The following is a 12,510-nucleotide window of genomic DNA, read 5'->3' as shown; positions in this document are numbered from 1 at the left end:
GGATTCAGGGCTCCTGCAGCACCATCACCAGTCGACCTCGCCCGACAGAGGCAAGCCTTCTACTAGCGGGTTCCAGCAGTGCCATGCCTTGATCCATTTCAAAGAGAACCTGTCCTTCTGGAAAAGTCACGGCACGGCCGAACCAGGGCCTGTGAAAGGGACTGAACGCCCTCAGGACCTCCGAGGGACCTCCTGTCTGCAGCACCCTGACGGATCCCATTCCCTCAGGACTTACCGTAACTGCCCTGCGATCTGCATCCTTTGCATTGAAGTAATTTTCCTCACGGAGAATGGAGATATTCAGGAATTTATCTTTCCAGGGGTTCTCTTCTGATTTGCCTGGAAACGATTGTGTCCACATCGGACCAACCCAAGATGATGGCGCGAGAAGGACTGCCGTACTGTTGCAGTGGTTAGGAGTATCAAAGACATATTCCTCCAGCACCCAGCCCCCCAGCGCTGGGTCACTGGCGATGGTTTCAGCCTCACCAAAGGAAACCGGAATGAACTCGACCGCTTGGCTTCCAAGGCGCTGCTTGCAAAGCTTCCCGTCCCGCAGGAACCAGACCCAGGTCCTTGGCGGGGCAATGGCCGACACTCTGACTCGCTGCGTCCTGGAATAAAGGCTCAGATCCCACTCATGGCGAGAAAGGAATACAGCCAGCCCCAAGGTCACTGGCCAACTCACCAGATGGGCAACCAGCAAGGCACGAATGGGCTGCCTCCTCCTCACATCGGCCAGTCGGAAGATCGCGAAGTAAGCAGGAAGTTCAAGGAGCAGGGCCAGCAGGAAGGTGAGCAGGGCTGCCGAGAGGAGAAGCATGGGAACCTGATCAAGCGGCCCCAGGTTCAGCCTTGAGATCCAGGTGGGAAGCCAGGTTTGAAGCGGGTAACCCCCAATGGCGGCGCTGCAGGCATTGACCACCACCAGGATCACCAACCACCGGAAGCCCTGAAGTCCAAATCTCCAGCGGAGCACTCCGTATTCCACCAGCCCGGCTAGGAGATTCCCAAGAAGGAATGACTCATAGCCCCCTGAGGGCAGAACGACCGTCACCGGATTCAACAGGGCATGAAACATGGAACCCATTGAACCCTGCATTCAGATGGACGGAAATCAATTCCCGCCGCTCTCGAGCTGTTCAGACCGCCACGAGAAGCAGGTCATGATCCGGATGGATGCTCTAGGTGGGGGCGCCTGCGGCAGCTGCCCCGTCAGCCTCACCGGCACGCTGGTGGCCATCGAAGGCATGCTGCAGAAGGAAGTGGACCCGGAGATCGTGGTGATCTCGGTCTAGGTCCGTTGGAACCGGAACTCGGAGCGCCCTTCGGGGCCCTCGGGCGAGAACCGCTGTTCGAGCACGGACACCGCCTCCCGGCCCAGGCGCAGGAGCGTCGAGGCGCGGGTGCCGTAGGTGGGCGTCCGGATGAAGGCCGGCGAGAGGGCCCGCTCCCATTCCAGCGCCACGCCGGTGCTGGGCAGGCGCTCGTCCGGGAAGGGCTCGGCCTCCTGCAGCAGGGTCAGGAGCGCCTCGTCATCCCCTTCACCGTCGAGCAGTCCCGCCTTGAGGCGCTCGACCTTGGGCCAGGGCTCGTCGAAGTCCCCATTGGAAATGGCGTGGATTCCGGGCGTGAAGGAGACCACCCGGTCCTGGCGGCTCTCGAAGCCGAGCAAGTCACGGCCGTCGTAGACCAGCAGGTTGAAGGGGTTGTAGCGGCCTGCCACCGGGCGGAGCTCCTCCAGGAAGGCTCCGGCGGTGTGGCCCACCTCCAGGAACCACACCGGCAGCAGGCCCCGGGTGGCGCGATCCGGCCGGGTCTTCGAGGGGTCCCGGTGGTTGGTGAGGGCCGCGAAGCGGCCCCCGGGACCCACCCCCAGCCAGGTCCCACCGGCCTGGAGATCCCGACCCGCCAGGATGCGCCTACCCTCCCACCAGGCCATGGGTGCCGTGGGACGCGCATAGAACTCGTCCCGGTTTCCCGCCACGAGCAGGGGCAGCGGGCCCTCGGGCCGCCAGTGGAAGGCAATGACGCACATCCCCCTATTGTGCCTCCACCCTCTCCCAATACATTTCCTGGCCCCCCAAGGCATTCCTGGATAATCTAGGCGTTCTGCCGGACTTCGTGTGCCGGGATTCCAGCCCACCGCCAGAGCGCGGGGGCTAACCAAAGAGGTGGACTTCATGTCCAAGTTAGAAGCAATCATCAAGGGCCTAGGCTCCAAGCAGATGGGCCGCATCACCGTGCTGGACTCGGGATACGTCGAGGACGGCAGCGAGGAGGGCCAGGAGTTCATGGCCGCCCTGCAGGGTGAAACCCGTGGCCTCCGCGAAGAAGAGGTCGTGCGTGGCGTCGTCGTGGAGATCCGCGGCAAGGACGTCATCGTCGACATCGGCTACAAGGGGTCGGGCACCGTCAACCTCGACGAGTTCAACAATCCCGACGGCACGCAGGGCGTGCAGGTGGGCGAGGTCGTCGAAGTGCTGCTCGAGATGCTCGAGGACGCCAACGGCAACGTGCGCCTCAGCCGCGAGCGCGCCGAGAAGATGAAGATCTGGGACGAGGTCGAGAAGGCCTTCCGTTCCAACATGACCGTGCACGGCACCGTGCTCGAGAAGGTCAAGGGCGGCCTGGCGGTCGACATCGGCATCCGCGCCTTCCTGCCCGGCAGCCAGGTGGACATGAAGCCCGTCCGCAACCTGGATCCCTACCTCGGCAAGTCCTTCGACATGAAGGTCATCAAGGTCAACCGCCGCCGCGGCAACATCGTGCTGTCCCGCAAGCTGTTCCTCGAGACCATCAACGCGAGCCTGAAGGAAGAGACCCTCGCGGGCCTCGAAGAAGGCAAGCTGGTCGAGGGCGCCATCAAGAACATCACCGAGTACGGCGCCTTCGTCGACCTCGGCGGCGTGGACGGCCTGCTGCACATCACCGACATGTCCTGGGGCCGGCTCAACCACCCCAGCGAGATGTTCCAGGTGGGCGACAAGGTCGAAGTGGCCGTGCTCAAGTACGACAAGGAGACCGAGCGCGTCAGCCTCGGCTACAAGCAGAAGTTCCCGGATCCCTGGCTCTCCGTCGAGGAGCGCTACCCCATCCAGGCCACCGTCAAGGGCAAGGTCGTGTCGATCACTGACTACGGCGCATTCGTCGAGCTCGAGCCCGGCATCGAAGGCCTGGTGCATGTCTCCGAGATGAGCTGGACCAAGAAGGTCAAGTCCGCCAAGGGCATGGTCAACCTGGGCGACCAGGTCGAAGCCATCATCCTGCAGGTGGACAGCGAGAACCGCCGCATCAGCCTCGGCATGAAGCAGATCACCCCGAACCCCTGGATGGCCATCGCCGAGAAGTACCAGCCCGGCATGATCGTCACGGGCACCGTGCGCAACATCACGGAGTTCGGCGCCTTCATCGAGCTGGAAGAGGGCATCGACGGCCTGATCCACGTGTCCGACTTCAGCTGGACCAAGAAGATCAAGCACCCCGGCGAGATCGTGAAGAAGGGCGACGAAGTCACCGCCAAGGTCCTCAACCTGGATCCCCTGGCCCAGCGCATGAGCCTCGGCGTGAAGCAGATGGAGCCCAACGTCTGGGAGATCTTCTTCGAGAACCACAGCGTGGGCACCGTCATCACCGGCAAGATCGCCCGCCTGACCGACTTCGGCGCCTTCGTCGACCTCGGCGACGGCATCGAGGGTCTGGTGCACGTCTCCGAGCTGAGCCGCAAGCGGGTGGAGGACATCCAGAAGGAGTTCGCCGCCGGCCAGGAGCTCACCATGAAGATCGTGAAGCTCGATCCCACCGAGCGCCGCATCGGCCTCTCCGTCAAGCAGCTGGAGCAGGACATGGAGCGTGGCGATCTGGAAGCTGCCAAGGCCCGCCAGCCGGAATTCAAAAAGGCGACGCTGGCCGACGCCTTCAACCGGGCCGAGCGCGAGTAGTCTTCGCCCCACCCGCACCTGACGAGGCCCCCGCAAGGGGGCTTCGTTGTATCCGCCTTCATACCTCGTGACTCGTGGCATGATGAGGCATCCCCCGGGAGCCCCCATGCTGCGTGCCCTCGCACCCATCCTCAGCCTTGCCCTGCTGGCGCAGCCCGCGCCCTACCAGAAGGCGCCCAAGGCCATCCAGGCCGTGCTGGACGCCCCGGGCACGCCCTCGCTGATCCTCAGCCCCAAGGGGGATCGCTTCCTCCTGGCGGAGTTCGACCGCCACCCCTCCATCAAGGATCTGGCGCAGCCCATGGCGCGGCTGGCCGGGCACCGGTTCAACCCGCGCACCCGCGGCCCCCACGCGCCGCCGCGCCTGAAGGCCCTGGCCATGCAGCGGCTCGACGGCCCCCCGAAAACCATTGCCCTGCCCGCGGGCGTGAGCCTCGGCCAGCCGCGCTGGTCCCCGGACGGCACACGCTTCGCGCTGATCGGCGCGTCGGCCCGGGCCACGGAGCTGTGGATCGGCGAGGCCGCCACCGGAAAGCTGCACCGGATCCAGGGACTGCAGCTGAACGCGATCCTGGGCAGCCCCCTCGACTGGATGCCGGACGGCAGCCTGCTCTGCAAGGCCCTGCCCGCGGGCCAGGGGCTGGAGCCCAGCGCTCCCGAGGCGCCCCAGGGCCCCCGCATCCAGGAAAACGAGGGCAAGGCCGCTCCCGCCCCCACCTACCAGGACCTGCTCCAGAACGCCCAGGACGAGGCCCGCTTCGAGTTCCTGGGGCAGTCCCAGCTGGTGCGCGTCGATCCCGCCACGGGCGCCCTCAGGCCCCTCGGCAAGCCCGGCCTCTACGCCAATGTGCAGCCCTCTCCGGACGGCTGCCTCGTCCTGGTGTCCCGGCTGCAGCGGCCCTTCTCCTTCCTGGTGCCCAGCCAGCAGTTTCCTGTGCGGGAAGAGGTCTGGGATGGCTCCGGGGCCCTCCTGCATCTCGTGGCGGATCAGCCCCTGGCCGAGGACATCCCCCTCGAGGGCGTGCGCACCGGCCCCCGCCGCCTGCACTGGCGGCCCACGGAGCCCGCCACCCTGGCCTGGGTGGAGGCCATGGACGGGGGCAACCCCAAGCAGAAGGCCGCCTTCCGCGACCGCATCCTGACCCAGGCCGCGCCCTTCACCGCCAAGCCCACGGAGCTGCTCCAGCTGCAGGCCCGCCTGATGGGCATGGAGTGGGGCGAGCGCGGGGACCTGGCCGTCATCCGCGAGTACGACCAGGACCGCCGCTGGACCCGCACCTGGCTGCTCAATCCAGCGCGTCCCGCCGAGGCCCGTCTTGCCTTTGACCTCAGCCGAAACGACCGCTACCGCGACCCCGGCGCCTTCCAGTCGCGGCTCCTGCCCAACGGCCACGTGGCCCTGCGCCAGCTGGCCGGGTCACTGCTCCTGGTGGGCCAGGGCGCCACGCCCGAAGGTGATCGTCCGTTCTTGGACCGCTTCGATCCCGCCACGCTCAAGACCGAGCGCCGCTTCCAATCCGATCCCAGGCGCTATGAAGCCATGGTGGCGCTGCTGCCGGATGGCCGGTTCATCACGCGGCGCGAGAGCTCCACCGAAGCACCGAACTACGTGCTGCACGGCACGGAGGCCAAGGCCCTCACGGCCTTCGCCGACCCGCTGCCCGAGCTGCGCAAGATCCAGAAGCAGCTGGTGAAGTACACCCGTCCCGACGGCGTGACGCTCAGCTTCACGATGTACCTGCCGCCCGACTACAAGGCCGGAGAGCGGCGCCCCGCGGTGATCTGGGCCTACCCGCTGGAGTTCACCGATGCCTCCACGGCTGGTCAGGTCACGGGCTCGGCGAACCGGTTCACCACCATCGGCGGCATGTCCCACCTGTTCTTCCTGCTGTCGGGCTACGTGGTGCTCGACAATGCGACGATGCCCGTGGTGGGTGACCCCAAGACCGTGAACGACACCTTCCTGGATCAAGTGGTCGCCAGCGCCAAGGCCGCCATCGACAAGGCCGACGAGCTGGGCGTCATCGATCCCAAACGCGTGGGCGTGGGCGGCCACAGCTACGGCGCCTTCATGACGGCGAACCTGCTGGCGCACTCCAGCCTGTTCAGGGCCGGCATCGCCCGCAGCGGCGCCTACAACCGGACGCTCACGCCCTTCGGCTTCCAGAGCGAGCGGCGCACCTTATGGGAGGCGCCGGAGATGTACCTGAAGGTGTCGCCCTTCATGTCCGCCAACCACTTCAACGCGCCAATCCTGCTCATCCATGGCGAGGCCGACAACAACTCCGGCACCTTCCCCATCCAGAGCGAGCGCCTCTACGCGGCCCTCAAGGGCCACGGCCAGACCGCGCGCTACGTCACCCTGCCGCTGGAATCCCACGGCTACGTCGCCCGCGAATCCATCGAGCACACCCTCTGGGAGATGCTCCGCTGGTTCGACAGGCACGTGAAACCGGCGAAGGATGCACCGAACTGAAGGGAGCCTCCTGGAAAATCACGTCAGTGTAACGACCACATTCATAAACGATGAATTCAGTGCTTTTATGACGACAGTCACAAGCCTGCCGCCAGGACTGAAGCGACGCGGAGGGCCCGGCCGAACCCTTGGGGAGACGCCCCGCTGGTGTGGGCTCTGCCTGAATGGAGTGGTGAGATGGCCTACATGGACTGGCGCGCGACCCTGGAAGTGGGCCACGCGAAGATCGACGCGGAACACCGGTCCCTGGTGGACACCCTGAACAACCTGCACATGGCCATGAAACAGGGCAAGGGCAAGGACGAGATCGAGAAGACCCTGCTCTTCCTGAAGGACTACACCGTGGCGCACTTCGCGGGCGAGGAGCGCCTGATGATTGCGCACCGCTACCCCGAGACCCAGCGGCACTGCGCCGTCCACGCCGACCTGGTGAAGGAGGTCGGGACGCTCATCGCGAACTACCAGAGCGGGAAGATCCTGCTGACCTCCTCGGTCTTCAGCTTCCTCGAGGACTGGCTCACGAAGCACATCCAGGGCGAGGACAAGGCCCTGGGCGCCTTCCTCAAAGCGAAGGGCATCGCCGCCTAGAGCACCTCACTCCACGACCGCCGCGCTGTCTGGCCACCGCCGGATGTCGGCGGCGCCTTCGACCTGGCCATCGCGCACCAGGATCACCTGGGCGCAGCCCTGCTTCTTCACGTCCTTGAGCGCGTAGCCCATGGCCTTCAGCGCGGCCTGGGTGGCGGCGGGCAGGTCCGCCTCCACCTGGATGCGGTCCGGCAGCCACTGGTGGTGGAAGCGGGGGGCGTCCACGGTGGAGCGCGCCTCCATGCCGAAGTCCACCGCGTTGAGCACCGTGTTCAGCACCGTGCTGGGAATGGTGCGCCCACCGGGGCTGCCGCTGACCAGCAGCACCTTTCCGCCCTGCACGAGGATGACGGGGCACATGCTCGACAGGGGGCGCTTGCCCGGCTGGGCCAGGTTCGGCGCCGTGCCGATGAGGCCCGTGGCATCGGTCAGGCCGGGCCCCGCGTTGAAGTCGCCCAGCTCGTTGTTCAGCAGGAAACCCGCGCCGGGCACGATGCGCTTGAGCCCGTAGCTGTCCTCCAAGGTGTAGGTGAGGCTCACGGCGTTCCCCTTGCGGTCCAGCACCGAGAGATGGGTGGTGTCGGGGCGATCCGCGGGCCAGGTGAAGCGGTCCGGCGCGGAGGCGGAAGCGTGGTCCGGGCGGATGGTCGCCCGCAGGGACGCCGCGTGTTCCTTCGAGAGCAGGCGGACCAGCGGCAGGTCCCCGTTGAAGCCGGGATCACCCAGGAACTGCGCCCGGTCCGCGAAGGCCCGGCGGAGCGCCTCCGAGGCCAGGTGGACGGTCGTGGCCGAGGCGGCCCCTGCGGCCTTCAGGTCGTAGCCCTCGAGCACGTTCAGGGCCTCGATGAGCACCTGGCCGCCGGAGCTGGGGGGCGGCGCGGCCAGCACCTCCACGCCGCGGTAGCTGCCGCGCAGAGGCTCACGCCAGCGCGGCCGGTAGGCGCGCAGATCCGCGGCCCTGAGCAGGCCCCCTCCGGCCTGCATGTCACGCAGGATGAGGCGGGTGGTGGCGCCGCGGTAGAAGTCCGTCCAGTCCTTCGCCAGGCGTTCCAGGGTGCGGGCCAGGTCGCGCTGCACCAGCCGGTCCCCGGCCTTCAGCGGCTCGCCACCGCGGCTGAACTGGGCCAGGGTGGGCGGGTGCTTCCGGAACTCGGGCAGCTGCTTCTCCAGGCTTGCCGCCTGATTCTCCGAGAGGACGAAGCCCCCGCGGGCGAGCCGGATGGCGGGCCGCAGCAGGCGCGCCCAGGGCAGGCGGCCCGCCCGTTTCCAGGCCGTGCGCAGCCCGGCCACCGTGCCCGGCACGCCCACCGCGGCCAGGCTTTCATGGTGTCGCGCCTCGTCGTAGGTGCCGTCCTCCTTCAGCCACATGCGCGGATGGGCGGCGGCCGGGGCCGTCTCCCGGAAATCGAGGAAGAGGGCCTGACCCGAGGTAGGCCGCGACAGGAGGAAGCCGCCCCCACCGAGGTTGCCCGCGGCGGGATGCACCACGGCCAGCGCGAAGGCCGTGGCCACGGTCGCGTCCACGGCCGTGCCGCCCTCCCGCAGCACCTGGGCGCCGGCCTCCGAGGCCAGCCGCTCCTGGCTCACGACCACGCCCCGCAGGGTCTGCGCCGGGGCCGCCAGCGTGAGGAACAGGGCCAGATACAGAGGAACGCGCATGGAAGCTCCAGAGGAACCGATGCCTAGAGTCTGTCATCCTCGAAGGCATGTCCCGCACGGCTTCTCTCCCCGGATCCACCTCCCAGACGCGCGGCGAGGAGCTGGCCAACAGCCTGACCCACGGCCTGGGCGCGGCGCTGTCCATCGCCGGGCTTGTGCTGATGGTGGTCACCGCGGCCATCCACGGCACCGCCCGGGACGTGGTGGGGGCGTCGATCTTCGGCTCCAGCCTGATCCTGCTCTACCTCATGTCCACGCTGTACCACGCCTTCCGCGGACCGCGGGTGAAGCTGGTCTTCAAGGTCTTCGACCACTCGGCCATCTTCATCCTCATCGCCGGGACCTACACGCCCTTCTGCCTGTCCGCCCTGGGTCGGACGCGACCCGGCTGGGGCTGGACCCTCTTCGGCCTGGTCTGGGGCCTGGCGGTGGTGGGCATCGTGTTCAAGGCCGTGTTCTACGCGCGCCTGGCCAGGCAAATCTTCCGGCCGCCCGCGGTGGACCACCTCCACGCCGTGCCCGGCGATACGGACATGGATCCGGCCTTCGCCAAGCGCATGGGCTGGATCTCCACCTGCATCTACCTTCTGATGGGCTGGCTCATCGTCATCGCCGCCGTGCCCCTGGGGAAATCCCTGTCGACCCACGGCCTCTACTGGCTCTTCAGCGGCGGCTTCTTCTACAGCGCGGGCGCCGCCATCTACAGCCTGGAGCGGCTGCGCTTCCACCACGCCCTCTGGCACCTCTTCGTGGTGGCCGGCAGCGCCTGCCACGTGTTCGCCGTGCTCTTCCACGTGTTCCCGGGGAAGTAGGCCCGTGGTTCCGCTGGCCCTCCTCCCGGGCTTCGCCCAGTGGGGCGCCCACCTGGAGGAGCTGATCGCCCGTCCCGAGGCCCTGTGGATCCACGGCCCCGTGGGCTCCGGCGTCTCCACGCTGGCGGCGGAGCTGGCCGCGCGCCGGGGCGTACCGATGCACGAGGCTGGCACCGCGACGGCGGCCGCCGAGTGGCTGGCGGGCGAGCCGCGGGGCGTGGTGGCGGCCCGCTCGGTCCCGGACCACCTGCCCTGCCTGGAGCTGCGCCTGCCTGGCCTGGACGAACATCCCGAGGCGATCCCGGCTCTGCTGGCGGCACTGGCCGCGGAGGAGGGCCTCGAAGGGGACCTTCCCGCCAGCCTGGGCGCCCTGCCCTGTCCCGGGAACCTGCGGGAGCTGCGGAACCGCCTGCTGCGCTGGAAGCTGCTGGGCCAGTCGCCCGCCTCCGAACCGGCCGGCCCGCCCCGCTTCGAGGCCGAGGACCTGGCGACCAACCTGCACGCGCTGGAGCGGTACCTGCTGCACCAGGCCCTGCGCCGGGCCTACGGCAACCGGGTGGAGGCCGCCCGGCGCCTGGGCGTGAGCCGCCGCCAGCTCTACCTGCTCATCCGCCGCCACGGGGACCCCGTGCGCGGGGAGGAGGGGAGCGGCGACCTGCCCCGCCGGATCCTGAAACGCCGCCCGGCACAAAACTCCAGTCCGGACCCCGGGACCCGATAACGGGGTAGCGGCCGCCCTGGCCGCATGGATGCTCAGCTATGGCGACTCCCCTTCGGGTGCTGGTGGTGGACGACGATCCCGGGATGCGGGATGGCATGGCCATGAGCCTCAAGCGCTCCGGCTTCTTTGCCGAGCAGGCCCGCGGTGGCGAGGAGGCCCTGCGCATGGTGCGGCCCGGCGCCTTCGACGCCGTGATCACGGACCTGCGCATGCCCGGCATGGACGGCCTGCAGCTCACGGCCCGGCTGAAGGCCGTGGATCCGGGCCTGCCCGTGCTGCTCATCACCGCCTTCGGCAGCCTGGAATCCGCCCGCGAGGCCATGCGCCTCGGCGCCTTCGACTTCCTCTCCAAGCCCTTCAGCCCCGAAGAACTCACCAGCGCCCTGCACAAGGCGCTGAAGTCCGAGGGCCACCTCAAGGCCGAGGAGGCCTCCGAGGCCCCCGTGATCCTCACGCAGGACCCGGCGCTGGGCGAGACCCTGGCCCTGGCCCGCCGCGCCGCCGACAGCCGCGCCACCATCCTCATCCAGGCCGAGAGCGGCACCGGCAAGGAGCTGCTGGCCAAGCTCATCCACGGCTCCAGCCCCCGCCGCAACGGCGCCTTCGTGGCCATCAACTGCGCCGCCATCCCCGAGAACCTGCTGGAATCCGAGCTGTTCGGCTACGAGAAGGGCGCCTTCACCGGTGCCACCAGCATGAAGCAGGGCCGCTTCGAGCAGGCCGACGGCGGCACCCTGGTGCTCGACGAGGTGGGTGAACTGCCCCTGGGCCTCCAGGGCAAGCTGCTGCGCGTCCTCCAGGAGCGCACCGTGGATCGCCTGGGCGGCAACCGGCCCATCGCGGTGGATGTGCGCCTCATCGCCCTCACCAACCGCGACCTCCAGGCTGAGGTGAAAGCCGGACGCTTCCGCGAGGATCTCTACTACCGGTTGAACGTCATCCCCCTGGACCTGCCGCCCCTGCGCGACCGGCCGGGCGACCTGAGCCTGCTGGCCTCGCACTTCGCCGAACGCTACGCCCGCGAGAACGACCGGCCCGTACCGGAGCTGGTGCCCAGCTTCTTCGGCGCGCTAGCCCGCCATCCCTGGGCCGGCAACATCCGCGAGCTGGAGAACGTCATCCAGCGCTGCGTGGTGCTGAGCCAGGGCCGCCGCCTCAGCCAGCAGGACCTGCGCTGGCTGCTGCCCAGTGATGCCTTCGAGGGACTGCCCGAGGATCCGCCGGAAAGCCCCGTGATCGAGCCCTGGACGCCCCCCGTGGCGCCCGCTGCCGTCCGCCGCGACGTGGCCGCCCCCGCCGGCGCCGTGGTGGCCGATCCCCTCAAGCCCCTTGTGGGCGTGCCCATGGGCACCCCCGTGGTGCTGCCCCTGGGCCTGAGCCTGCCCGAGCTCGAGCGCTTCTGGCTGCTCTCCACCCTCAGCGCCCTCAAGGGCAACCGCACCCACTGCGCCGAACAGCTCGACATCGCCCTGCGCACCGTGCGGAACAAGATCAACGAGTACAAGGCCGACGGCTACGCGATTCCTGCGAGTCAGCGCGGGCGCGACGACGAGTAGCCGCATCGCCACCGGGAAAAGCAAAAGCATTTTGAACCACCGATGAACACCAATAAAAGCTGATGAACACCGTCAAGAGCAAGGCATGGGCCGCGCTCACCGATCTCTTCGGTGTTCATCAGCCAGTGCTTGGTGTCATCGGTGTTTTTCTTTTAGCCGGTGATGCACGGTGATGTACGGGGATAACTGCGCCCGTTCTTTTCATCACCGTCCATCACTGTCCATCGCCGGCAAATTTTTTTTCTTTTGAATGCCCCTTGGTGCGGCACTGGCCCGTGCTTTCGCCATTGGCGGCTTTTACTGCAAAAGAGTCAAGTAAGCGGAGGACAGCTGAGGGGCGGAGGAAAGCGGAGAAAATGCCTCCTGTCTTTCTCAGCTCTCCTCCGTTCCTCCGCTCTCCTCAGCTTTAAAAATTCCTTTCGACCAAAACACCTCGTCGCCGTTGATGGGGTGCGGCTACTGAAGAGTGCTCTCGGCGCGGGTAGTTTCAGTCGGTGACATTTTGTCACCGACTCACTGCCTTCAACATTTAGGCGAGTCTTGAGCTTGTTCGAATATTTGCGGGCCGACTGGAAATCCGGCTGCTGGGTGAGCACCTGCACGATATCGACGACCGAGAACCACCATGTCTCCGTGGACTCGTCATAGGCTCGCCGGATGGCCTGATTCTCGAATTGGGCTGGGACGTGCTGCATGACTGTCTCCCTGACCGATCGTCGCTGAAGGGAAGGACATTCAGAGACCCTATTCTGATCTG

The 12,510-nt window shown here is 67.3% G+C and carries 10 protein-coding genes; 7 read left to right on the top strand and 3 right to left on the bottom strand.

Annotated elements, in window-relative coordinates:
• Nucleotides 1-4 precede the first annotated feature (4 nt).
• Nucleotides 5-1,081: a hypothetical protein gene (locus QOZ81_RS03395; RefSeq protein WP_300715343.1), complete on the bottom strand. Its 1,077-nt coding sequence runs from the start codon at nt 1,079-1,081 to the stop codon at nt 5-7.
• Between the two features lie 85 nt (nt 1,082-1,166).
• Here QOZ81_RS03395 and QOZ81_RS16705 point away from each other — a divergent pair, with 85 nt between their 5' ends.
• Entirely contained in the window at nt 1,167-1,298 is a 132-nt protein-coding gene (locus QOZ81_RS16705) for a hypothetical protein (protein ID WP_341849992.1), read from the top strand.
• Here QOZ81_RS16705 and QOZ81_RS03385 read toward each other — a convergent pair.
• On the bottom strand, nt 1,295-2,038 hold the full coding sequence (locus tag QOZ81_RS03385; protein ID WP_291201622.1) for an NRDE family protein: 744 nt from the start codon (nt 2,036-2,038) through the stop codon (nt 1,295-1,297). The two genes, QOZ81_RS16705 and QOZ81_RS03385, sit on opposite strands and share 4 nt — an antisense overlap.
• Before the next feature lie 145 nt (nt 2,039-2,183).
• Between QOZ81_RS03385 and QOZ81_RS03380 the strand changes: the two genes are divergently transcribed.
• The 3 genes from QOZ81_RS03380 to QOZ81_RS03370 all read left to right on the top strand — a co-directional run bounded on the left by QOZ81_RS03380 (nt 2,184) and on the right by QOZ81_RS03370 (nt 7,005).
• The gene (locus QOZ81_RS03380; RefSeq protein ID WP_291201623.1) at nt 2,184-3,941 is read left to right on the top strand and encodes a 30S ribosomal protein S1; all 1,758 of its coding nucleotides are present in this window, start codon (nt 2,184-2,186) and stop codon (nt 3,939-3,941) included.
• 106 nt (nt 3,942-4,047) lie between these two features.
• The gene (locus QOZ81_RS03375) at nt 4,048-6,417 is read left to right on the top strand and encodes a S9 family peptidase (protein WP_291201624.1); all 2,370 of its coding nucleotides are present in this window, start codon (nt 4,048-4,050) and stop codon (nt 6,415-6,417) included.
• 177 nt (nt 6,418-6,594) lie between these two features.
• Complete coding sequence (locus tag QOZ81_RS03370; RefSeq protein ID WP_291201625.1) at nt 6,595-7,005, top strand: bacteriohemerythrin; 411 nt, start codon at nt 6,595-6,597, stop codon at nt 7,003-7,005.
• A gap of 6 nt (nt 7,006-7,011) precedes the next feature.
• Here QOZ81_RS03370 and ggt read toward each other — a convergent pair whose 3' ends face one another.
• Nucleotides 7,012-8,664: a gamma-glutamyltransferase gene (gene ggt / locus QOZ81_RS03365; RefSeq protein ID WP_291201627.1), complete on the bottom strand. Its 1,653-nt coding sequence runs from the start codon at nt 8,662-8,664 to the stop codon at nt 7,012-7,014.
• A 47-nt stretch (nt 8,665-8,711) separates the two neighbouring features.
• Here ggt and trhA point away from each other — a divergent pair, with 47 nt between their 5' ends.
• From trhA to QOZ81_RS03350, 3 genes are read left to right on the top strand one after another with little or no spacing between them, the layout of a single operon-like run.
• Complete coding sequence (gene trhA / locus QOZ81_RS03360; RefSeq protein ID WP_291201629.1) at nt 8,712-9,476, top strand: PAQR family membrane homeostasis protein TrhA; 765 nt, start codon at nt 8,712-8,714, stop codon at nt 9,474-9,476.
• A 4-nt stretch (nt 9,477-9,480) separates the two neighbouring features.
• Nucleotides 9,481-10,197, top strand: a complete 717-nt coding sequence (locus QOZ81_RS03355) for a helix-turn-helix domain-containing protein (RefSeq protein WP_291201631.1) — start codon at nt 9,481-9,483, stop codon at nt 10,195-10,197.
• Nucleotides 10,198-10,235: 38 nt separating this feature from the next.
• Nucleotides 10,236-11,753 carry a sigma-54-dependent transcriptional regulator gene (locus QOZ81_RS03350; RefSeq protein WP_291201633.1) on the top strand — a complete coding sequence of 506 codons (1,518 nt, stop codon included), beginning with the start codon at nt 10,236-10,238 and terminating at the stop codon, nt 11,751-11,753.
• The last annotated feature ends 757 nt before the right edge of the window (nt 11,754-12,510 follow it).

Origin of the sequence: Geothrix sp. (assembly GCF_030219325.1) — a bacterium.
Classification (GTDB): domain Bacteria; phylum Acidobacteriota; class Holophagae; order Holophagales; family Holophagaceae; genus Geothrix.
The sequence above is the reverse complement of the archived record's forward strand: the minus strand, read 5'-3'. Positions and strand labels throughout refer to the sequence as shown.